Below are 23675 nucleotides of genomic sequence, written 5' to 3' on the forward strand. Positions count from 1 at the left end.
AGGTGTGCCGGGATGTACTTTCCCGCCTGGTCAGCATTTTCGGCACGCCCCCATCCATGTATCTACTTTTATTCCAGAATAAAGATGAATCCTTTGTCTTTGGGAACTTTTATTTTATCTTTTGGCGACAGGCTGAATCCTTCCTGGAAACCTTTGATGTCAGGAGCCGTCAGCCTGGCTTTATCAGCGTCAATGCCCAGTTTCTCCCAATCTATCTGCAGTTTTATATCACTGTCTTTTTTTGCCCAACTGGCAATGGCAATCATTACTTTGCCATCTTTCACAAACGAGGTTGCCAGAATGTCATTGCGTCCTGTCTTCACTGGATTGTAGGATACCCAATAGCCCATCATGCGGCTGTCTTTTATGCCGAATGCATCCCACACCTTCCAGAGTTGTGAGGGGACGGATTCCATCGGTTCGCGTGCGGTCATCCCGTACAGCATGCCCCGGTAAGGATTGCCGCCATCCTGCAACATTTCGCTCATCATGCCGAAGGGGATACCCGATACGTCTGTCAGCCAGTATTCCGGTGACTTTTCGTATTTAAAGTATTCTCCAAACCAAAGGCGGTCCAGGTAAGGCATGTGTTCCATGTAAAGGAATATGCTGTTGATGTAACCGTCGGCCGGATTGAACTGATTGGCTGAATGGACATCGATGCGCGGATCGGGACGGTTACTTTCCAGTACCCGGCGGATGCGTTTCATCGTGTTACGATCGAAAGCCAAGTCATCGATATAGACTCCGTCGATGCCGACATTTTTTGTCAGCCAGTTCAGTCCTTCCACATAGAAGTTGTGCCAGCGTGAAATGCCGGTGTTCACGATTGCCGCATCCTTGTAAGCATCTACAAACCAGGCTCCGATGTAGTCGCCGTCCAGATGTTCCTGTAGCCAGGCATAGCCTCCTCCCTTGCCCGGTGAGAAGATTTCGTGTCCAAGGCTCTTCAGGGCAAACAGCTCCGGTGCATGGTTCGTCAGTTCGCGTACCGTATAGTATATTTTCACTTTATATCCTTTGGCATGCGATTCGTCTACGTACTGCTTCATGAAGGCAGGGCGGAAGAAAGGATAGTTGATATGCGGATTCACCGCATTGCCGTGATGCAGGTTGATAACGTTTGCTCCTGTTTCTCCCACAACGTCTACAGCCTGGTAGGCGTGTGCGTCGCCCTCTTTCAGTTTCTCGGCAGGCTGGTATCCGTGGTAGTAGTGGTCGGTCCATTGCTTCATCGTGTCGATGGGCTTGAAGGGAGTTACCAGTACCAAGAAGTCGAAGTTCAGCTCTTCGCCCTTTTGGAGGGTACGGCTGCCACTGTATGTCTTGATGTCTACCTGGTTTCCTTTCTCTTTATAGCTGATGCCGCCTTTACCGTCGTTAAACCAGGATGGAGGCATGTTCAACGGTTGCATTTTGTAGAAGTTTGTGTTTAGTGGACGGCGATAGTTCTCTGCACGGAACAGGCATTGCATGCCGGCGTTTACATCGCCAAACCAGAAACCTTCCTGATTCCGCTCCACATTCCATTTCCATTGGTCGCTTTTCGGGCGCAGTGAGCCTTCATAACCCATTCCCAAACGATATTTGGCCGTTGTTGCCGGCATGGAAGTTAACAGGGCTATATCGTCTACCGATGTATTTTCGGCAGCCTTTACTTTGATCTGATAATTCATGAAACCATCGAATTCCATACTTGCAAGTACTGTTATGTCCAGTGCCCCTGCTTTTCCGGTAGCGGTCCAGCTTACCGTTCCGTCTTCCTTCTTGCCGAACTTTAGCGGTGAAGTGATGGTGACGGGCAGTGGCTTTCCATTCTGGCGAATGACAAATTCCATCGGTTGTGACAGAATGTCTTTGGGTTCTTTGCCTATGGAAGTCATCTCTTCGGTGAAGTAACTCTGGATGGAAGCCGGCAGTCCCAGTTCGCCGGCAGTGACGCTGCGTCCCAGCACGCTGATTGTACGGTCTGCCACCTTTATCGGAATGAATGGCTTCACCGGCCGGTTATTGACTGCATACTGTGAATTCAGCCAGCGCAAACGTGACAAACGCCACAAGTCTCCGTCTCCTTTGTCTACCAGTACGTTGTCCGACAGGTTAATGGCTATGTTCACTTCCTGTGAAGCACCGCTCAGGTCGCTCACGGTGACCGTGCCCCGGTAGATCCCTCTGCCGGCATGTTCCGGCATCTGGATGCCGATCCATAAAGGTTGTACACGGCCTTTGCCGACGTTTACCTCCGGATGTATCGGGCGTCCCAGCCAGTCGGTTCCTTCTGTGTTGAAACACGTAAGAGCTGATGCAGGTATACTTCCGTTCTTTCCTTTCAGGTCGGTAAAGGTTACTTTGACTCCGTTCACCGGATTCTTGAATGCCCACAGTCCCAGTTGCAGCACATAGTATTCGTTCAGATCCGCTTCACCGAAAAACTCGCCTGTGGCTCCTTGCGTCACCTGGCGGTATGACAGATCATCGAACATGCGGATGGGATATTTACGGTCTTCGGGCAACAGCAGGAAAGGCTTGTTGCTGTTAGCATCGATCAATGCCTGCTTCTCCTGTGCTGTGGCGATGATTTCCATCGGATAGAAGCTGTTGAAACTGCCCAGCGATTCGAAACGTACCAGCTTGGCTTGTACCGCCTTTCCGGCCGGAGTGGCTTTACAGGTTGCTTTCCATTGCGGATCCGCCTTATCCGGTTGCTGAGGATAGTTTACTTTCGGATAGGGCCCTCCCGAGGTGTGGTAGGGGAGGTAGTACACATAATAATCTCCGGCATTTCCGCTTGCGTCAAATCGGATGCGTCCGTATTCACGGTTGATTTCCACCGGAAGTACATTGTCTACCGCTTTGCCGGTAGATGCATTGATCACAATAATCCCTTTTTGTTCGGGATTGGCGTCACGTCTGCGCCAGGGGATATAAGCTTCCGCTACGGAGGCGGGAGTGTTCACGGAAACAATGGCGCGATGGTTACCCAGTGTGTCGGGTGTCCAGTAGTTTTCGCCGTAAAACGAGGCTTCGGGGACGAAGTCTTGAGTCGCTGCCGGAAGGGTTAACAAAGCTGACAGTGCCCATAAAAAGAGTTTCTTCATAATGTTTATCTAATAACTATGTGCAAATTTACAAAGAATCATTTATGGATTTGGCAGATCGGCCGTTTTTTTATTATAAACCGTTTCTGCCCAAAAGCCTGTGTGGTAATCGGGTATGCGATTAGCGATGTTTCGCTCCGATTATCAGGAAGAATCTTTTTGTGGGAAAAATATTTTTTATATTATCTTTGCGCCCTCAAAATGAATAAACCCTACACTATGAACAGAAAGCAAATTCTGTGTATCTCGCTTCTGGCATTCTCGCTGTGTGCCTGTCAGGATGATGATACAGCCGATATTCTCGATGCTTTTGGCACTCCGCCTGCTTTGACGAAGATGACGGCACAAGAGTTTCTCGATCAGGGAGAACAGATGTTTGAAGATGGCGAAAGCGTGGACGAGATTGTTTCCGCCGATCGTGCCTTCTATGTGAATAACCCCTTTAATGTTTCGATGGCGGATGGAAAGCTCCGGCTGTTCAACGGCATGGCGCACGATTTCAAGGAAGTCTCCCTTTGGCTGACGATGCCCCATTTGCGTGACACCATCCAATTGATGCAATTTGAGGAAGTCCCCGGTTTTTATAACATCAAACTTGATTCTCCATTGAAAATGGGAGAGGTCGTCTATGCTTCGAAGAGTGGAAAGCCTGTCCGTGTGAATAATCTGGCACTACTGTCGCCCGACCAGTATGAATTGCTGCTTTCGTGCAACGACTCCGTATTCGATATGCTGAAGACCATCAAGATGAAAACCCGTATCCAGATGGGAAAGTACGGCAGTGGAAACTGGGGAGTCATGACAGCAAATGCAGCCCGCTACTATGCCACATCGGCGGTGAATATGGCTGTCATGTTCAGTTCCGAAATTTTTCGTGATTCATTGATGAACTACAAAGGTAGCATTCACAATGATGCAGGAAAGGAGATCGACCGTGAAGGGTTACTGAATTCAATTCTCAATAAACAAAGTCTTGTGTTCGGAGTGGTTACCGGTTCCGGTATCGCCGGGCTCGGTGGAGGAAATGCTTTGGGATTGCGTGAAGAATATCTGGCCGGATTCTTCTACCAGAACCGGGTGGCAATCGATTGCAACTGGGTGCTTCATGTCTGGATTCACGAGCTAGGGCACTGTCTGGGCTATGGTCATTCTAGCAGCCTGTGTTACGGGTCGGTGCCCGATGAAATAGTACCGAAAGTGTATCGCTACATGATGAAGCACCGCATGCTGCCTTATATCATCAATCCCTTTAAGAGTTACAATGATTATAATCCCGGCATCAATGATGCCGACAATCCCGACATAGAGCTATGATGAAGAGACATAATATACTGACGGTACTGGCAGTCCTGCTGCTCACCTTTGCCGCATGCGATAAAAATAGTGACCCCGGATTCAGTTTCACGACTGACTCCATCCTTACATTGACTTTCGATAAAGAGCTGGATGCCGCCTTTGTCGGAGTGGGGACCCAAAATTACAATCCGGTGGGAATGCGGCGTTCGGGCGATACTCTTTTCATTGCCAACCGTGCCGAAGGTTCTGACGGTGTGTGGGTGGTATGCGCTTCGACCGGGGAGTTGCTTTATTCGCTGACCGGCTGGACCTACAACGGGAAAAACGAGAAGTTCGACAATCAGGTGATGGATGTGGCGGTCAGCAGCGATTACATCTTTGTGGTGAACCGTTCGTCCCGGATCGACCTGTTCCGACGGAACGATTATTCGTATGTGACCACCATCGGGCGTACCGGATGGCAGTCGAGTTCTCTGTTGCAATGCGAAGCGGCCGAAGTGGCTGGTGATAAATTGTTCATCCGTGACAAACAGAAGATTAAAGTGGTGCAGATTTCAGATTGTACGCCTGAAAATCGTTTTAAGGTTCCTGTCTTTGCTCAGAATACGGACAGTACGTCTTCTAATAACGGTTTTAATCTTGAGTCCGTTGCGCGGCATGAAGGCTTGATCTATGTGTCCGACTACGAAACCTCACGCATCCTGGTGATCGATCCCGCCACCGTGGCGGTCAAGGGAGAGCCGGTACGCTTTTTGCGCTCTTACCGCATGCCGAACAAACCGCTCAGTATGGGATTCTTTCAGAACGAAATGTATGTTGTCTGCGCAAATAACCGCATCGTGAGAGTAGACCTCCGTACCGGGAAAGAGCTCGGCTCTTATTCATCCTTTGCCGGAGGAGTGGGGCTGGGAACTCCCGGACGCCTCTTTTTCCATAATGATACATTCTATCTTGCAGGGCGCAATGCCAATGCTCCCCGGCTGATACAGGGGAAAGTTATGTTTGTTGAAATATCCGAGCTGGACTAAAAAAATGAATAATTACGATTCGCTGCAGATTATGCAGGTTTGTACACTCCTCTATATCCGGATGACGGTTTAAGAGAAGAAAACTTTCTGTGTCGTCTGTGGTGAGAAAACAATCAAGCATGAATTTGAAATTTTTATATCTGTTATTATTGATATCTGCCCTGTGTATATCCTGTTCCAAGGACGAAGAACCTTCGGATAAGGGCAGTACTTCTCCCCAAGAGCCGGTTTACACCACCTTTACAGATGCCGGCGAAGTGGTTGTTCCCGGAGTGCTTCCGGCCAATTTCACTCCCCGGTCCGTACGGGTCAAGGGGGACACTTTGTTTGTTGCCAATACCAATGCCGCCGACCGTTCCGTGCTATTGCTGAACCTGACGACAGGCGAACTGATCGGACGTATCGATTCATGGGTACGGAAAGGTGTCAAAGAGACCTTTAATGCCGAGATAGGCGACATGGCTGTTTCTGACCGTTATATCTTTGTGGGTATGTACAACTCCCGTATTAATATTTTTGACCGTCGCACCCTTCAGTTTGTCAATGCCATCGGGCGTTCAGACGGAAAGTGGGGAGACGATATTTATAGCATGACCCATTGCTACGGACTTCGTGAGTGTGGCGAGAGACTGATGGTGCGTGATAAAAATACCATTCGCGGCTATTGGATTTATGAAGCCGTTACCGAACCTGCGTTCCGGGTTCCCTGGATCGGAAAGGTGAAAGTGCCCGAAGGAGTCGGATATGACTATCAGGCCCGTATCCATGGTATGGCAGAGTATGACGGGCGTATGTATCTGACCGACTGGTACAACAAGAGTGTGCAAGTGTTCACTCCGTCGAAAATGGAGATCGTGTTCGGTGAAGAGACACATATCACTTCCGATGCCGTGTTTAAGTACGATGATATTCAACCGCTCGGACTGCTTGCCTACGGAGGCGAATTACTGATGTCGGTACAGAAGAGTGGGAAAATACAGCGTTATGATCCGGAGACAGGAGACCTGCTCGGAGTGCTGGCCGAGTTTCCGGGTAAGGAGATCGGGCGCATGGAGATAGCCCGGGGAATGCTTTACTACATTGACCTCAAAGCCGGGAAACTGATGAAGGCAAAAGGAGAATAAAGAACGACGAGAGTGTGTCATGACTCACCACAGAGTAATCTGTGGTGAATACGAGTTTCGACACACCCTCGTTCTTTCATCTGCATGTCCTATCCGAAGCAGAAGTAATACTCAGAACCGTCGCTGACATAAAAAGAATCTGCTTTCTTTTCGATAAAAAGAACTGTTCTCTTTTGCCAACCATCCGACAGCAAGCATTACATCGTCTATATTCAGGCAGGTCAAGCTGCAAAGTTCTTTCACAGAGACTTTTCTTGCATGTATAAGTATTCGTCATACTTTTCTGGAGTTTTCTCCGATTTTCACTTTTTCCATATTACTATTTATAGCCTATTTAAATCAAATTTGGTGGTAAATTCTTTATCTCCAAGTTGATAATTGTCCTTTTTGCTTGCTTTGATAAGAAAAAACAGACACCGGCTGAATAAGATAACTCAAGTTTAGGAAGTGAATTTACGCCGTCTGAACCGGTATCTTCATCCTTATATCTTTCTTCAATTAACATTGTTAACGCATTTTACAGGTTGTCAGGTTCTTGTGCGCAAATAACAAGTCTTTTGCATTTAAAGAACTTCTTATTTATATCCAAAGAACAAGCTTTAACTCTGTGTTAAAACAAAGCTTTTGAAGACAGAAATCTTACTTTTTAAAGATGTTGATTTTCAGATAGTTTAGCCTAAGATTCGCTTCTTCACCTCACGAATGGACACTTCGGGCGAAAGCCGGGATACTTGCTTTTTTGTCAACTATAAACGAGGGCTTGCACTTCCGAAAACTGAATTAGATTCCATGAGTAAAAGAAAACTTACCACCAAACTTGACGAAGAACCTGTTTTCTAAAGTAGGTGTCGTCTCGCGCGTAAGGAGAAATTTTTTTGTGTAAATGATAGGAGGCTAGGGTACTTACCTATTGGACTACAAACAGATACGTAATATAAAGTAGATGGAAGAAAAGGGGAGGGTTGTTTCAAAAAACGTTCGTTTATAAACACAAAGGTAAGGCACATTTTTATAACAACAAAATATTTTTATAAATAAATTGAGTTTTTCTTTCTTTATCTATTTTAGTATACTGATTGTAAGAGCATTATATACATGAAATAAAATCTTTATATATGTGTTTTTTCTATAAGAACATGATTTTTAGAAAAGGTCGAAAAAAGGTGTTCCAAAAGACGAACGTTTTTTGAAACAATTTCATTCGTTTTACCACTAAAAATAGTTTCGGAAATTCTTACGGTTTGAATGGGAAAAGATGTCTCGTCCAAACCGCGTAGCGCACCCGAAAGTAACCTCTCGACTTTTAATATCCACTAATAAATGTCTGAACAACAGGAGTATTGGTTTGCCGCTCGGACAAAGAAGGATCAGGAGTTTTCTGTTCGCAATGCTTTAGAAAAGCTTGGAATAGAATACTTTCTTCCAACACAATTTGTCATCCGTCAACTGAAATATCGTCGTCGTAGGGTAGAAGTTCCTGTTATCAAGAATCTTATTTTTGTCCGGACCACGAAAGACCGTGCTTGGTCTATCACGAAGGATGATCATGTTCCTCTTTATTATATGAAGGATCTCTATACCCATACTTTGTTGATCGTTCCCAATAAACAGATGGAAGATTTCAAGTTTGTGATGGATTTAGCTCCGGAAAATGTAACTTTTGATGATCTTCCCCTTACTGTTGGTACAAAAGTGCAGGTCGTCAAAGGAGAGTTTTGTGGCATTGAGGGCGAATTGTCCAGCCTTGCCAACCGTACTTACGTAGTGATTCGTATCCACGGAGTTCTTTCTGCCAGCGTCAAAGTACCTAAAAGTTACCTTCGTATTCTTTCAGCGTAATTCGTAATTTCAAAATTATATGAATCAAGTCCAAAATCTGCAACACATTGCCCGTGAGTTGCTTTATTTGGGTATGGATGGTTCTCCCATCTATACCGATCATTTCCGTCAACTGAACACCGAAGTTTTTCGCTTGTCCGAAGCCCTTTTCTCTATGAAAGGTGCCACATCCGAGGAAGAAGCAGCGATTTGTCTGTCCCTGTTAATGGGCTATAATGCTACCATTTACAATGATGGCGACAAAGAATCTAAGATACAAAGCATTTTAGATCGCTCTTTTGCCGTATTGGACCATCTTCCCGCTTCTCTATTGAAATGCCAATTGCTGACTTATTGCTATGGCGAGGTATTCGAGGAGGATTTAGCACAAGAAGCACATCAAATAATGGATAGCTGGAAAAATAGGGCACTTTCAGAAGAAGAATTGGAAGTGATGGAGACATTGCAGACAATGGAAGATAATCGGTATCCGTGTAGTGAGGTAGAAGATTGATTGTATGCATTTTTGAAGAATAATATAAATATGCTTAATGTAGATAATTTTATCGGCGATCATATCACTTTTCGTCGTTCCAGCATGTTTGCTCCCGATATTGCAGCAAACAGTGATCGTCTTCGCCAAGAGGTTGAAGGTAAGAGTTTATTAGTGATTGGTGGTGCGGGTTCCATCGGTTCTTCCTATATAAAAGCCATTCTTCCTTTTAAGCCTTCCAAACTTGTTGTGATCGATTTAAACGAAAATGGATTGGCCGAACTCACCCGCGATTTGCGTTCCACTTACGGTCTGTATATTCCGGACGAGTATCGTACTTATACATTGAATTTTGCAGATCCCATCTTCGAGCGTATGTTCCGTAAGGAGCAGGGTTTTGATATTGTAGCCAACTTTTCGGCACACAAGCATGTACGGAGTGAGAAAGATGAATATTCGGTACAGGCTCTGATTGAAAATAATGTAATAAAAGCCAAAAAACTGCTTGATCTGTTATCGGAATTTCCTCCCCATCATTTCTTTTGTGTTTCTACGGATAAGGCTGCCAATCCTGTGAATATAATGGGTGCCAGTAAACGTATCATGGAAGATATGATAATGGCTTACTCCTCTAAATTTAAAGTCACTACTGCCCGTTTTGCCAATGTCGCCTTTTCCAATGGCTCCCTATTGGCCGGTTTTATTGACCGTATCATGAAGAAACAGCCTCTGGCTGCCCCCAATGACGTGAAACGTTATTTCGTTTCACCTGAAGAAAGCGGCCAGATCTGTATGCTTGCCTGTATTCTTGGGAATAACGGAGAGATTTTCTTTCCAAAGCTGGGTGAGGAAAAGATGATCACTTTTTCTTCTATCTGTGACCGTTTCCTCCGCACTCTGGGCTATGAAAAGAAAGAGTGTGCTACAGATGAAGAAGCCAGAAGATATGCTGCCGAAATGGCGGATGACAGCAAGATATATCCTGTTGTTTATTTTAAAAGTGATACCACGGGTGAGAAAGGCTATGAAGAGTTCTATGTGCCCGGTGAGCGGTTGAACCTGGAACGTTTTTCTTCTTTGGGCGTGATTGAGGATGTCAGTAAACGTCCTTTGTCTGAATTGGATTCCTTCTTTGATGAACTGGAGTCTCTCTTTGCCTTTCCGGACTGTCATAAGTCTGATATCGTGACTGCGCTTAAAAGATTCCTTCCCAATTTCGAACACGTGGAGAAAGGAAAGAATCTGGATCAGAAAATGTAATGTTTACAAGTATGTATAATAATATAACTACTTTCATCCATAACTTGTTTGGTACGGATGAATTTGTCCCGTTGCACGCTCCTTTATTTATCGGTAACGAAAAAAAATACCTTGCAGAATGCATTGATACTACTTTTGTTTCGAGTGTGGGCAAATTTGTCGATCGCTTTGAGGAGCTTGTTGCTTGCTATACGGGTTCAAAAAGAGCTGTTGTCTGTGTAAGTGGTACTAATGCATTGCACATGGGTATGCTTCTTGTCGGTGTCGAGCGTGATGATGAAGTTTTAACTCAGGCTCTTACTTTTATCGCTACCTGTAACGCCATCAGTTATATTGGTGCACATCCTGTATTTCTTGATGTGGATAGAGATACTTTGGGGCTTTCTCCTCTTGCTGTAAAAAGATGGTTGTCTGGGCATGCGGAAGTAAGGAATGGGCAGTGTTATAATAAGAAGACGGGACGCCGTATCAAGGCTTGTGTTCCTATGCATACATTCGGGCATCCTATGAAGATTGACGAATTGTCGGTAGTGTGCAACGAATATCATATAGAACTTGTCGAGGATGCGGCCGAAAGTATCGGTAGTTTCTATAAAGGCCGTCATACGGGTACTTTCGGAAGAGTGGGAGCCATCAGTTTTAATGGTAATAAAACGATCACCACCGGTGGTGGGGGTATGTTGCTTTTCCAGGACGAAGAGTTGGGCAAGTTTGCCAAACATTTGACAACCCAAGCCAAAGTTCCGCACCGTTGGGCCTTTGTTCATGATCATATTGGCTACAATTACCGTATGCCTAATATCAACGCCGCATTGGGTTGTGCCCAAATGGAGAATCTTGACAGGTACGTTTCCAATAAACGTGAGACAGCAGAACGGTATCGTGAGTTCTTTTCTCATATTCCTGATGTTGAGTTTGTTGTTGAGCCTGCGAACAGCCGTTCTAACTATTGGTTGAACGCTGTACTTTTGAAAGACCGCCGGGCCCAACAGTCTTTCCTTGAATATACGAACGATCATGGTGTAATGACCCGCCCCGTTTGGGAATTGATGAACAGACTTGAGATGTTTCGTGGATGTGAGACGGATGGTTTGGAAAATACTGTGTGGTTGGAAGAAAGAATTGTGAATATACCAAGTAGTGTAAGATTATAAAAAATATGGAAGAGAAGATTTTAATTATTATCAATGAGATAAGGAAAGCTAAAAATTTGTCAGAATTGAGTGTTATTAACTTAAGTGATACTTTAAGAGATGATATTGGATTTACTTCATTTGATTTGGCAGAACTTACCGTTCGAATAGAGGATGAATTTGATATTGATATTTTCGAGGATGGGTTAGTAAATACTGTTGGTGAAATAATTGAGAAGTTACGTTAATATGGGACTGTTTTTAGTAGATCAACATAAATCATATACTTATGAAGATCTGTTGCAACGGATAAATGCAACAAAGTCATACATTCCACTGATGCAGACGAATAATTTATATGATTTCTTTTTGAATATGATCTTATCTTTGATTTCCGATCAGCCTCTAATTCTTTTAGACTCAGATACTAAAATGAATGAATTAGAAGGAATAGAAAATACAGATATAAATGAGCCTAAGAATATTCTTTTTGATGATAAAGCAGATATAGATGATCTGATAAATAGTGTTTTAACCTCAAAATCAGAAATAACTATATTTACATCTGGTACTACAGGGCAGCCTAAAAAAGTAGTACATACTATTGGGACGTTGACTCGTTCGACAAGAATTTCGTTTAAATATCATTCTCAAATATGGGCTTTTGCTTTTAACCCGACTCATATGGCTGGTTTGCAAGTCTTTTTTCAGGCTTTTGCAAATAAAAATGCTTTAATAAATGTTTTTAATAAAAATCGAGTTGAAGTATATGAATTGCTTTCGGAATACCATGTAACTCATATTTCTGCTACTCCCACCTTTTATCGTTTATTGTTACCAGTAGAGAAATCTTATCCTGAAGTGTGTAGAGTGACTTTAGGAGGGGAGAAATCTAATACTAAACTTTATGAATCAATGCTTTTGATATTTCCGAATGCTCGAATAAATAATATATATGCTTCAACTGAAGCTGGTTCTTTGTTTGCAGCAAAAGGAGATTTATTTCAGATTCCAGTCGAATTGAAGGATAAAATTAAAGTTGAGGATGAAGAATTATTAATTCATAATTCTCTTTTGGGTAAATCTGATAGCTTTTCATGTGTGGGAGATTATTATCATTCTGGTGATTTAATAGAATGGATGGACTCTGATAAAGGATTATTTCGTTTTAAAAGTCGTAAGAATGAACTGATAAATGTTGGTGGGTATAAAATAAATCCTGGAGAGGTTGAGAGCGTCATAATGCAATTTGATGGTGTTCAACAGGCTTTTGTTTATGGCAAACCAAATTCTGTTTTAGGTAATATTCTTTGCGCTGAAATAAAGATTGAGGAGGGATGTAGTTTGTCTGAATTGGATATTCGTCACTGGTTGGCTGATAAGTTACAAGAGTTTAAAATTCCACGTAAAATAAAATTTGTGGAGAATATAGCATTAACAAGAACAGGAAAATTAAAACGAACATGAATATATTAGTTACAGGTTGTTCTCGTGGGGTGGGTCTCGAGATTTGTAGAGTTTTGTTAGAGGAAGGACATGTTGTTTATGGAGTTTCTCGTAGTTATTCGAATGAATTCCGAATACTTGAAGAAAAATATGAAAGTAAACTCTTTTTTAAAAGTGTTGATCTCTCAGATACGACCAATATTCACAAGATTATTTTTAAAGAGTTTCTTACTAACTCAGTCCTATTAGATGGTTATGTAAATAATGCAGCTGTAGCTTATGATGATATTATTACCAACTTACAAATAGATAAGTTAAGGGCAATGTATAACGTGAATGTATTCTCTCCGATGCTATTGACTAAATATGCAATTCGTAATATGTTATTACATCATACTCAAGGAAGTATAATACATATATCTTCTATAAGTGTTCATACAGGGTATAAAGGGTTATCTATGTATGCTTCTAGTAAAGGGGCATTAGAAGCATTTTCCAAAGATACTGCTAGAGAATGGGGACAGTTAGGTATTCGTTCTAATGTGGTAGTACCTGGTTTTATGGAAACGGCGATGAGTTCTTCTTTAACAGAAGAACAGAAAGACCGTATTTACAAAAGGACTTCTTTAAAACAGGCTACTGATGTACGTTCTGTGGCAGAAACTGTCGCTTTTCTATTATCAAAGAAAGCTTGCTCTATTACAGGACAAAATATATTTGTTGATAACGGTACTATTTAGTAATGAAACCTACTCTTTTTATTGTTGGTGGTAGTAGTACTGCCTTGGAAATCCGAGAAACTGTAGATCAGTTTTTTAAGGATAAATATTTTGCTGTTTATAACGTTATATCAGATGAAGAACCTCCTATTTTACAAACTTATATTAGAGACTCGTCTTTATTAGATAGATTATCTACAATTGAGGTTTCTCATTATATTATAGGATTTACCAACAGAACTTTACGCTTACGGTTTGTTGATCTTTTTGGTGGATTTAACAGTGTACTTGATAATGTCATTCATCCATCTTCTTATATTTCTCCTTCAGCTATATTAGGTAAGGGTAATTATTTGGCTGCTAATGCTGTTATTTCTTCCAATGCTCTTATTGGAAATTCAAATCTGATTAATTACAATGTGACTATTGGGCATGATGTCGTTGTTGGTTCTGATTGTTTCTTTAATCCGGGAGCCAGAATTAGTGGTAATGTAAAAATTGGGAATGGATGTTTATTTGGTGCAAATTCTTTTGTATTTCAAGGACTTGAAATAAAAGATGATTGTCAGATTGATGCATTATGTTACATTGATAGAGTAATAGAAGCAAATAGTATGTGTACAAGTAATGGAGGGAGCTTAAGAGTATATAGGAAACGGTATTAATAGATACTAAAGAAATGGATTACCAACAGTTGATTGTGGATATAAATGTTTCCATATTGCATACATTGGAGCAAATGGATAAATGTAATAGGAAGCTTTTATTAGTGTTTTCAGAAGGAGAATATTTCGGTTTGGTTAGTATTGGGGATATTCAACGTGCTATAATTGGTAATAAATCCTTGGATACGCCTATTAAGAATATTTTACGAGATAGAATTATTACTGCTGACGACACTTTAAGCCTTGATGAAATCAGAACTTTAATGATGTCTTATAGAATGGAGTTTATTCCAATTCTGAATACCGAGAGGAAGCTTGTTAAAGTTTTAATGTGGAGTGAGCTTTTCCCCAATGAAGATAATGCTCCAATAGATCAGTTTGATCTTCCAATAGTAATTATGGCAGGTGGGCAGGGAACACGTTTAAAACCGTTAACAAATATTATTCCTAAGCCATTAATCCCTATTGGAGAAAAAACTTTTATGGAGGATATCATGGATCGTTTTGTTAAATGTGGAAGTAATAACTTTTATGTTTCTGTAAATTATAAAGCAGATGTCATCAAACATTATTTTTCTACTCTTAGAGATTCGTCATATCGAATAAACTATTTTCAAGAGAATGTTCCTTTGGGAACTGCTGGTAGTTTAACATTAATGAGAGATAAAATACACACTACCTTTTTTGTGTCCAATTGTGATATTATAATTAATGAAGATTACAGTCAGATACTGAAATATCACAAAGAAAATAAAAATGAATTGACAGTTGTTGCGGCTCTTAAAAATTATCCAATAGCTTATGGCGTTCTTTATACTAAGGAAAATGGTCTGCTAGATTCAATCGTAGAAAAACCTGACTTGACTTTTAAGATAAATACGGGACTGTATATTCTTGAACCCAATTTATTGGATGAAATTCCAGAAGGGCAATTTTATCATATAACTTCTCTAATAGATAAGCTAAGAAAAGAAAATAGAAGAATAGGGGTTTTTCCTGTTAGTGAAAAATCTTGGATTGATGTAGGTAATTGGAATGAGTATTTCTCAATTATTAATAAATAGTCGATTATTATAGGCATGAAGGTTCTAATAATTGGAAATAGAAGTCATCAGTTTATATACAATTATGTGAAGACTCTAAAAAAAGTTTATCTTAATTCAGATTTAGAAATTGATATTCTTTCTCAAGATAGTTCAGATCTCTCTTTTCCTTCTGATAAGTTTTATAATAATATTTATGCTTTAATAGTACCTTCTTTTTTTAAAAAAAATCGTTTCTTAAAAGTTCTTTATCAACATATATTGTTTCGTAAATATATTAAAAGACTTGATTGTTATGATGTAGTTCATATTCATTATGTTGAGAATATAATAGTACGAGATATTAGGTTCTTTTCGAAATATATCCGTGGAAAGTTAATTGTTTCAATATGGGGAAGTGATTTTTTACGTGCATCGGAAGATAGGAAAAAAAATATGACTGTACTATTTAATAGAGCAGATCATATAACTATTGCATCGGATAAAGTTATAGAAGAATTTAAAACTTGTTATCAAAAGAGTTCTTTTCTTTCCAAGATAGTTTTATGTCGTTTTGGGTTGGAACCTTTAGAAAGTTTGATTTCGATTTTAAGGAGTGGTGCAAATGCAAGAATTAGTAAATCTAAAATAGGATTATGTGCAGACAAAATAGTAATAACTATTGGATATAATGCCAGTAGGTTACAACATCATATTGATATTATAGAGAATATAGAACGATCTCCTTTGCTGTCTCCCTTTCATGATAAGGTAGAATTTCTTTTACCTGTAACCTATCCCGAAGATGCCGAATATATTGGTATAATAAAAAAAACAGTTCTTAATTCGAAGTTTCATTATAATGTAATTGAACAATTTTTGTCTGATGAAGATATTGCACATTTAAGAGTTGCATCTGATATTTTTATTCAGCTACAACCTACAGATATGCTTTCTGGATCGATGTTAGAACATTTAAGTGCCCAGAATATAGTTATAACAGGTTCGTGGTTACCTTATGATTGTTTAGATCAGTGGGGCGTTTTTTATAGGAAAATAGATTGTTCGGAATTAATATCAAATGAATTATATGATGTTTTGAATAAGTTTGTTTCTTATAAAACACTCACTTGTAAAAATTCGGAAATAATAATAGATAAGTTTAGATGGAATAATGTAATTCAGGATTGGCTGGATTTGTACATAAACAGATATGATAATAAATAAATTTTTTAAGAAGGTTTATCATTTAATTTATCCTCCTAGAGTTAGATTTAAACATGGCCAACGTTTTTACAGTAACTCTTTAATTGATACATTATTTCCAGAACTAGTGGAAATAGGTGATGATTTTATTTCTGCGCCAGGATCTATTATATTGGCACATGATGCTAGTACTCTTTGGCATACAGGTAAATATCGGGTACAGAAGACTAAAATTGGAAATCGTGTTTTTTTAGGAGCTAATAGTATTATTTTACCAGGAGTTGTAGTAGGTGATGATGTGATAATAGGCTCAGGAAGTGTTGTCACTAAAGACATAGCTTCTAATTCTGTTGTAGCAGGAAATCCTGCAAGAGTCGTTTCTACTATAAGTGAATATATTGATAAATGTGAGCAACGTAAAATTCTTTATACTCCTGATGAGAAATTTATTGATTTAATTACTAGAGGTGAAATAATTACTGAGGAACGACAAAATGAATTGAGGGACACTATTTATACTCAACTGAAATGAAGAGAATGTGTTTGTCACTTATAGGTGATATCTGTTTTCCCGAAGAATTTAAACAGATTTTTACTCTAGACGGAAAGTTTCTAATTACAAGGAGTTTAGGATCTGATTGGTGTTTTGAGATGAGTGGGGAAAGTATGTTTTATGCATTATGTGAGATAGAGAAATCCCAAAAAGAATCCCTTTTTGATTATAAATTAAGCATAATAGAAGCCATTGATAGACGTATAATTTGGGGTAATGGAAAACTATTGCATCGTAGCTTTACAGGAGATTATGATATACAATTTCGTTCGACAAATTCTGCATTGAGAACGCTGTTATATGCTTGTGAAGATGGATTTGATACAGATAAAAATATCAGAATCATAGCGAATGAACAATTTAAATACTTTTTTGAATGGAAAGAAGGTATTTGGTTTTGTCATGATTCAAGTGAGTATGGTGGAAAAACCCCCTTTTCGCATATTAGATCAAAAGTGGCAGGTAAGAGTTGGAGGAATACTTTAACCTTGAATACTCATATCGACTCTTTGAATACACTTCTATTACTAAAATTCTATAGGAAAGAATATCTTCTTAACTTTGATTTAGACTATTGGATAAACAAAGGTCTTATTTCCATAAATCAACTTTTAGGATTAACTAATAAAGGAAAAATAATGAATAAATTACAGGAAATAGATAATTATTGTTTGAATTTATTTTTGAAAGAACAACATAATTCTTTTTGGATTGATTGCGTATATGAGAAAATTGTTCATCCTATAATTTTTAAATTTGTGTTTCCTACTGTCTTTTTTAATAATGGATTTATTTCTAGGGATTTATCTGTTTTAAATAGGCATATAGATTATCAATTAGTTAATATTGTTGATTTTGCTCGATTGCTGAGTCTCTACAAAAAAAATAGGGAAACAGAGATACTAACTGCAAGTATTTTAAACTATAATGAAATAGAGGATAGATTAGAACGAGCTATTGAATTTGTTGAAAGTAACAAATACCTGTTGAATTATATTCAATCTAGTGATTTACAAAGAGCTTGGTATGCAGAGATGTATTATGCAATGTCAAATATAAATTCTAAGTATATAAAAATAGCACAGAATCTTTATTCTGATCAGTTATATTGTTCTGAGAGCCCTTTTTATAAATTGGATTTTTTGAATGAAAAGAATTAATTCAGATTTTATTTCAGGTTTTATCAAGAGAGGAGGTTTTTCTGTCTTTTTCTCTACAGCTTTGGTAAAGATAAGTGCGGCACTACTTTCTATTATCGTCGTGCAATTACTTACTAAAGAGGACTACGGAATATTATCTTACGTATTGTCTATATATGCTATAGCAATCGTTATTGCAGGATTTGGAGGAAATTATTCGTTGTTAAGATTTGGTTCAATTGTAAACTCATTCTTGAAAAAAAAACAGTATTATTATTATACCCAAAGGATCGGAATCAAGTATACTTCGGTTGTTGTTGCTATTATAGTAGTTTATTCTTGCTTTCTACCTGAAGGAATGAAGAATGCGCAACCTCTAGTTATTTATATGTGTCTAGGATTGTATAGCTTTTATATGTTAGAAACAATGCGTAGTTATTTCCGAATTGTAAATTTAAATAGAACGTATTCTAAACTAAACGTGTACAATTCTGTTATATTATTATTACTGACGGTTTGTTTGACATTATTTTTTAAGAACTATGGCTATATCACTGCTCTTATATTAGCACCATTATTGACTTTCTTTTTATTTAGGAAAAAAATATCTTATATACAATTTAGTAATCAGATTGAAATATCTAAAAAAGAATATTGGGGATATGGAATACATACGAGTGTAAGTGCAATTGCTAACCAGATTATCTTTTCTATTGCTCCTTTACTTTTAGGTATATTGAATGAACCGGAACACAGTATAGCAAGTTTTAGGGTTGCCACTATAATACCTTTTAATCTTTTAACTCTACCTGGAATTTTGATGATCTCTGATTTTAGCTATTTATCTAGGAACTATATGGATAGTAATTGTTTAAAGCGATATTATTATAACTATCTGAAAGTGGTAATTCCTATTTCATTTGTAGTCTTTTTATTATTGATTATATATGGGGATTTTGTGGTAGAGAATCTATTTGGGGCACAATATAATGATTGTGTATATATGTATAAGATGTTTATGGTTGCAACATTTGTTACATATATTTTTCGGAATCCATTAGGAAATATATTACTCGCTGTTGGAAAAGCAAAGTGGAATGGATATAATACTTATGCTTTTTGCTTTTTATATATTATTTTCTCACTTATATTTTATCAATATTGGGGTGCTATAGCAATTGTTTATGGTTTGTGCGCTACATTTATTTTGTCAGGTATAGTTTCTCTTTTTTTGTTTTATTACTATATAAAAGGTTTGCGGTAAAGGTCGATGTTTCCTTATTTTCTTATATATTTTTTCTTACTAATCTTTTGCTCTTTAGGAAGTGTCACTAAAAATCGATTTTTTCTAATTTGTGTATTTATTCTTTTTTCCATTTTCTCTGGGTTTAGGTATTATGTAGGAGTAGATTATGTTAATTATGTGAAAATATATAATCTTGAAGAAGGGTATGGAAGTCGAGAATTAGGATTTAACTTGATTCTAGATTTTTTGCGATACATCGGGGCTAGCTATCAATTCATGTTTTTTATAATGGCTGTTGTCATGCAAATACTGGTATATAATATTATTAAACGATATAATTACAGTGTTTGGATTTCAGTTTTTATTTATTATTGTATCTCTCCGTTTTATATTGCAACCTTTAATGGGATGAGGCAATACTTAGCAATCGCTGTTTTTATTGTTGCATTAAAGTATATTGAACAAAAAAAAATATTTAAGTATATCGTTTCTCTTTTGTTGGGAGGATTCTTCTTTCATGAATCGATTTTAGTTTTTATTCCTTTATATTATATATTAAATAAGACTATATCTATAAAAGGCAAATTACTTGCGTTTTTGTTGACTATTGCGGGTAGCTTGGCTATAGATAAACTTATTTCCTATACTCCATATATTGTGTATTTGACAAGAGATCGAGAAACTCATATAAGCTCATTCACTTATATTTTTGCGGGCATTTCAATCTTATTCATCATCTTTTGGAATAAGCTTAATTCTTTTAAAAGTAAGCTTATAATGGAGAATATGAATCTTTTTTGTTTTTTGTCATTATTAGTAGTGTTACTTCAATCTAATGGAGTACTTATTCAAATGACTCTCCGAATGAATAGTTATTTCTTCTTTGTGTATATCATATTGGTTCCAGCCGTTATATCATCTATAAAGAATGTCCATATGCGTATTGGTATGTATTTCAGCCTTCATTTAGTGCTGTTATTATACCTTGTCCGTACCATTTGTTTTAATGGGCATTTGTATGATTTGGTTCCTTATTCTATGAATTTCAACTTATTTAAATAAATATCATATTATGAAGATTGCTGTTATTGGCCTTGGATATGTAGGTCTGCCTTTGGCTCGCTTATTTTCAACAAAATATCAAACAATAGGTTTTGATATGAATCAGAAACGAGTAGAATCTTTAATGGGGGGGCATGATACTACTTTAGAAGTTACTGATGTTTTGTTACAAGCAGCTTTAGATAGTGGTTTTAAATGCACTTCTAACTTGGAAGATATACGTGATTGTAATTTTTATGTAATAGCTGTACCAACACCGGTCGATAGAAATAATCGCCCTGATTTAACACCGTTGATATCAGCTAGTGAAACTGTGGGAAAAGTAATTTCAAAGGGTGACATAGTTGTTTATGAATCGACTGTGTATCCGGGGGTTACTGAAGAAGAATGTTTACCTGTTGTAGAACGTGTGTCTGGATTAAAATTTAATCTCGATTTTTTTGCTGGCTATTCACCAGAAAGAATAAATCCAGGTGACAAAGAACATACTGTTGAAAAAATAAAGAAGGTGACATCCGGATCTACTCCAGAAATTGCTGACATAGTAGATAAAGTATATAATTCTGTTTTGATAAATGGAACACACAAAGCTCCTTCTATCAGAGTTGCTGAAGCATCTAAAATCATAGAGAACTCTCAACGTGATGTTAATATTGCATTTATGAATGAATTAGCGAAAATATTTAATGCAATGGATATTGATACCAATGATGTGATTGAGGCTGCTTCGTCAAAATGGAATTTTATAAAATTGAGACCAGGATTAGTTGGTGGACATTGTATTAGCGTTGATCCATATTATTTGATACAAAAAGCACAAGTGTATGGGGTCTTACCAAGAATAATGTCTTCAGCCCGGCGATTAAATGATGGTATGGGCGATTATGTTGCTAATCAAGTAATCAAGTTGATGAATAAAAAGGGAGTATTGGTGAAAGATTCTAATATATTGCTACTTGGTATTACTTTCAAAGAGAATTGCCCTGATATACGCAACACAAAAGTTGTTGATATATATTCAACTTTGTTAGAGTATACTAAAAATATTTCCGTTTATGATCCTTGGGCAAATGCAGAAAAAGTGTATGAAGAGTATGGCATTCGTATGATTGATAATGTTAATGAAAAAAAATACGATGCTATCATATTGGCGGTTGGACATAATGAGTTTAAAACAATTGATATAAAAGCACTTGGTAATGATATTTCTGTTGTTTTTGATGTAAAGTGTTTTTTAGATAGAGCAATTGTTGATGGACGACTGTAAGAATAATATGGTTTCTGGATTGGTTAGCGTTATTATTCCGACTTATAAACGTCCCAATATGTTGGGGCGAGCTATAGATAGTGTACTTGAGCAAAGCTATAGTAATATAGAGGTGATTGTTGTTGATGATAATTCTGATGGTGATAAATATCGCTTGGAAACAATCCAATATATGGAAAGGTATGCTGATGATCCTAGAGTTAAATATATAAAACATAAAATAAATCAGAGTGGATCTGCTGCTCGTAATACAGGAATTCAAAACTCTGTAGGAGAGTATATCGCTTTTCTTGATGATGATGATTATTTTTTTAAAGATCGAGTAAAGGAAGCCATACTTTTCTTGCGGAATTCAAATGTGGATTGTGGTGGTGCTTGCTGTAATTATGTAAAAAAATATAAGAAGAAGATATATAAAGTGAGTAAAAATGTAGGCTGCTTTGATTCATGTTATGAATTATTATCTGCACAGATTGATTATGCCGCAGGTTCTACTTTAATGATTAAAAGAGAAGTATTGAATAAGGTGGGGTTGTTTGATGTTTCTTTTAAGCGCCACCAAGATTGGGAATTCTTGATCCGTTTATTTAGATTTTATCACATAGAGATTCTTCCTTATGTGGGTGTAGTAATTTGTGCTGATGGAATAAGAAATACACCTCGTACTGATGTTTTGTTGGAAGTAAAAAAGAAATTGCTACAAACGTTTGTCACTGACATAGAAATGTTGGATGGGCAAAAGCAAGCTGATATCTATCGAGTACAATGGAAAGAAATTATATATAATTACTTAAAAGAGAAAAGATATGGTACAGCTATTTCTTTTGCTCAAAAAAATATTTCATGGACTTCTTTTGAAAAGAAGGATATACTTAATATTATATTGTCTTGTGTCGTGGGCGTTATCCCATCTTTTATGATTGTAGTGTATTCTATTTATGATTTGAAGTTTAATAGATTTAAAAAAGATATTATATAAATTATATCTATGCTATATGTTATTATGTCCTTGTATGCGAAAGATACTTTATTGAAAGTTCAAGAAGCGATAGAAAGTTTACTTAATCAGATATATACTCCTTTTTATTTATATGCAATTTGTGACGGTCCTATAAAGAGTGACGTAGCTTCCTATGTAGCTAATTTATCAACAAATCATGTCCATATTAGTACGAGAGAAAGGAATTTAGGCTTGGCTTATTCGTTGAATGAGTTGTTGAATACTGTTCTAAAAAAGGAGGATTGTACCTATATTGCTCGTATGGATGCTGATGATATTTCCATGCCGGAACGTTTTGTGAAGCAGATCGCATTTATGAATTCACATCCGGATATTGATTGCCTTGGTACCTGGGCAATAGAAATTGATGATGACGGAAAAGAATATTTTCGAAAAAAAATGCCGATAACTCATGAAGAATGTTTGGAACTGTTTAAAAAGCGGGATTGTATGATTCATCCTACTGTGATGTTTCGACGTTCATATTTTGAGAAAGCTGGTTTATATCCCGAAGACACCTACTTTGGAGAAGATACTATGATGTGGGCTAAAGGTTTTAAAAGTGGATGTAAATTTGCCAATGTACCCGAATATCTGTTTAAGTTTAGATTGGATTCAAACTTCTTTGAAAGAAGGCGGGGGTGGAAACATGCAAAATCTATTTATACTTTACGTCATCGTGTTAATAGAATGTTAGGGTTCGGATGGAAGGAAGATTGTTATGCATTGCTATATGCTATGGCCAAATTAATGCCTAAATCTATTCTTGACATAATCTATAAAACAGTACGTTGATTTTACTTTTCTTATAAAACATAAACTCATGAAAATACCTTTTTCACCACCTTATATTGACGAGGCGGTCATCAACGAAGTCGTTGATTCGTTACGTTCCGGTTGGATCACATCCGGTCCGAAAGTGAAGGCTTTGGAGGAAGAAATTAAATCTTTCTCAGGAGCAAAAGAAGTGCTTTGTGTCAATTCCTGGACATCAGGAGCTATTATGATGTTGCGTTGGCTGGGAGTGAAGGAGGGCGATGAAGTGATTGTTCCTGCCTATACTTATAGTGCAACGGCATTGGCAGTGCTCCATGCCGGAG

General features: G+C 38.0%; 24 protein-coding genes. 21 read left to right on the plus strand and 3 right to left on the minus strand.

Translation table 11 applies throughout. The annotated features are described in order from the left end of the window. Nucleotides 1–68: 68 nt before the first annotated feature. A complete protein-coding gene (locus tag BSHG_RS11255; protein WP_008659149.1) occupies nucleotides 69–3098 on the minus strand; it encodes a glycoside hydrolase domain-containing protein in 3030 nt (1009 codons plus the stop codon). Nucleotides 3099–3116: 18 nt separating this feature from the next. On the opposite strand from BSHG_RS11255, the gene BSHG_RS11250 reads away from it, so the two are divergent. The 3 genes from BSHG_RS11250 to BSHG_RS11240 all read left to right on the plus strand — a co-directional run bounded on the left by BSHG_RS11250 (nucleotide 3117) and on the right by BSHG_RS11240 (nucleotide 6546). Next, nucleotides 3117–4412 carry a hypothetical protein gene (locus BSHG_RS11250; RefSeq protein WP_005800817.1) on the plus strand — a complete coding sequence of 432 codons (1296 nt, stop codon included), beginning with the start codon at nucleotides 3117–3119 and terminating at the stop codon, nucleotides 4410–4412. Next, nucleotides 4409–5422, plus strand: coding sequence for a hypothetical protein (locus BSHG_RS11245; protein ID WP_008659150.1), 1014 nt, complete (start codon nucleotides 4409–4411; stop codon nucleotides 5420–5422). The genes BSHG_RS11250 and BSHG_RS11245 overlap by 4 nt, the downstream gene beginning before the upstream one ends. Nucleotides 5423–5541: 119 nt before the next feature. Beyond that, nucleotides 5542–6546, plus strand: a complete 1005-nt coding sequence (locus BSHG_RS11240; RefSeq protein ID WP_005800815.1) for a hypothetical protein — start codon at nucleotides 5542–5544, stop codon at nucleotides 6544–6546. A 111-nt stretch (nucleotides 6547–6657) separates the two neighbouring features. Here the strand turns inward: BSHG_RS11240 and BSHG_RS23460 are convergent, their stop codons facing one another. Together BSHG_RS23460 and BSHG_RS21800 are read right to left on the minus strand one after the other, a co-directional pair. Continuing rightward, a complete protein-coding gene (locus tag BSHG_RS23460; RefSeq protein ID WP_229729471.1) occupies nucleotides 6658–6789 on the minus strand; it encodes a winged helix-turn-helix domain-containing protein in 132 nt (43 codons plus the stop codon). A gap of 91 nt (nucleotides 6790–6880) precedes the next feature. Then, a complete protein-coding gene (locus BSHG_RS21800; RefSeq protein ID WP_008659151.1) occupies nucleotides 6881–7051 on the minus strand; it encodes a hypothetical protein in 171 nt (56 codons plus the stop codon). A gap of 815 nt (nucleotides 7052–7866) precedes the next feature. Between BSHG_RS21800 and upaY the strand changes: the two genes are divergently transcribed. The 18 genes from upaY to BSHG_RS11150 all read left to right on the plus strand — a co-directional run. After that, a complete protein-coding gene (gene upaY / locus BSHG_RS11235) occupies nucleotides 7867–8385 on the plus strand; it encodes a capsular polysaccharide transcription antiterminator UpaY (protein WP_005786163.1) in 519 nt (172 codons plus the stop codon). Between the two features lie 19 nt (nucleotides 8386–8404). Next, nucleotides 8405–8878: a UpxZ family transcription anti-terminator antagonist gene (locus BSHG_RS11230; RefSeq protein WP_005800814.1), complete on the plus strand. Its 474-nt coding sequence runs from the start codon at nucleotides 8405–8407 to the stop codon at nucleotides 8876–8878. A gap of 30 nt (nucleotides 8879–8908) precedes the next feature. Continuing rightward, nucleotides 8909–10117 carry a UDP-N-acetylglucosamine 4,6-dehydratase gene (locus tag BSHG_RS11225; RefSeq protein ID WP_008659156.1) on the plus strand — a complete coding sequence of 403 codons (1209 nt, stop codon included), beginning with the start codon at nucleotides 8909–8911 and terminating at the stop codon, nucleotides 10115–10117. An 11-nt stretch (nucleotides 10118–10128) separates the two neighbouring features. Then, entirely contained in the window at nucleotides 10129–11271 is a 1143-nt protein-coding gene (locus BSHG_RS11220) for a LegC family aminotransferase (RefSeq protein ID WP_008659159.1), read from the plus strand. 5 nt (nucleotides 11272–11276) lie between these two features. Further along, nucleotides 11277–11498 (plus strand): phosphopantetheine-binding protein, encoded by a 222-nt coding sequence (locus BSHG_RS11215; protein WP_005776094.1) that lies wholly within the window; start codon nucleotides 11277–11279, stop codon nucleotides 11496–11498. A gap of 1 nt (nucleotide 11499) precedes the next feature. Next, complete coding sequence (locus tag BSHG_RS11210; protein ID WP_005795364.1) at nucleotides 11500–12717, plus strand: ANL family adenylate-forming protein; 1218 nt, start codon at nucleotides 11500–11502, stop codon at nucleotides 12715–12717. Further along, nucleotides 12714–13436 (plus strand): SDR family oxidoreductase, encoded by a 723-nt coding sequence (locus BSHG_RS11205; RefSeq protein WP_005795362.1) that lies wholly within the window; start codon nucleotides 12714–12716, stop codon nucleotides 13434–13436. Before BSHG_RS11210 ends, BSHG_RS11205 begins: the two co-directional genes overlap by 4 nt. A 2-nt stretch (nucleotides 13437–13438) precedes the next feature. Then, nucleotides 13439–14080 carry an acetyltransferase gene (locus BSHG_RS11200; RefSeq protein WP_005795360.1) on the plus strand — a complete coding sequence of 214 codons (642 nt, stop codon included), beginning with the start codon at nucleotides 13439–13441 and terminating at the stop codon, nucleotides 14078–14080. Nucleotides 14081–14094: 14 nt separating this feature from the next. Continuing rightward, entirely contained in the window at nucleotides 14095–15144 is a 1050-nt protein-coding gene (locus BSHG_RS11195) for a nucleotidyltransferase family protein (protein ID WP_005795358.1), read from the plus strand. Nucleotides 15145–15159: 15 nt separating this feature from the next. After that, nucleotides 15160–16329, plus strand: a complete 1170-nt coding sequence (locus BSHG_RS11190) for a glycosyltransferase (protein WP_008659160.1) — start codon at nucleotides 15160–15162, stop codon at nucleotides 16327–16329. Beyond that, a complete protein-coding gene (locus tag BSHG_RS11185; RefSeq protein ID WP_005795354.1) occupies nucleotides 16316–16840 on the plus strand; it encodes an acyltransferase in 525 nt (174 codons plus the stop codon). Before BSHG_RS11190 ends, BSHG_RS11185 begins: the two co-directional genes overlap by 14 nt. Then, complete coding sequence (locus tag BSHG_RS11180; RefSeq protein ID WP_008659162.1) at nucleotides 16837–18021, plus strand: hypothetical protein; 1185 nt, start codon at nucleotides 16837–16839, stop codon at nucleotides 18019–18021. Before BSHG_RS11185 ends, BSHG_RS11180 begins: the two co-directional genes overlap by 4 nt. Continuing rightward, a complete protein-coding gene (locus tag BSHG_RS11175; RefSeq protein ID WP_005795350.1) occupies nucleotides 18008–19264 on the plus strand; it encodes a lipopolysaccharide biosynthesis protein in 1257 nt (418 codons plus the stop codon). Before BSHG_RS11180 ends, BSHG_RS11175 begins: the two co-directional genes overlap by 14 nt. A gap of 6 nt (nucleotides 19265–19270) precedes the next feature. Next, on the plus strand, nucleotides 19271–20308 hold the full coding sequence (locus BSHG_RS11170; protein WP_005800803.1) for an EpsG family protein: 1038 nt from the start codon (nucleotides 19271–19273) through the stop codon (nucleotides 20306–20308). Between the two features lie 10 nt (nucleotides 20309–20318). Next, entirely contained in the window at nucleotides 20319–21575 is a 1257-nt protein-coding gene (locus BSHG_RS11165; RefSeq protein WP_005795347.1) for a nucleotide sugar dehydrogenase, read from the plus strand. Nucleotides 21576–21582: 7 nt separating this feature from the next. After that, on the plus strand, nucleotides 21583–22554 hold the full coding sequence (locus tag BSHG_RS11160; RefSeq protein WP_005795345.1) for a glycosyltransferase family 2 protein: 972 nt from the start codon (nucleotides 21583–21585) through the stop codon (nucleotides 22552–22554). Between the two features lie 9 nt (nucleotides 22555–22563). Beyond that, nucleotides 22564–23370 carry a glycosyltransferase gene (locus BSHG_RS11155; protein ID WP_005795343.1) on the plus strand — a complete coding sequence of 269 codons (807 nt, stop codon included), beginning with the start codon at nucleotides 22564–22566 and terminating at the stop codon, nucleotides 23368–23370. Between the two features lie 28 nt (nucleotides 23371–23398). After that, on the plus strand, nucleotides 23399–23675 hold a 277-nt coding region (locus BSHG_RS11150; RefSeq protein WP_008659165.1), incomplete at its 3' end, for a DegT/DnrJ/EryC1/StrS family aminotransferase.

Source organism: Bacteroides sp. 3_2_5, assembly GCF_000159855.2.
Lineage (GTDB): Bacteria > Bacteroidota > Bacteroidia > Bacteroidales > Bacteroidaceae > Bacteroides > Bacteroides fragilis.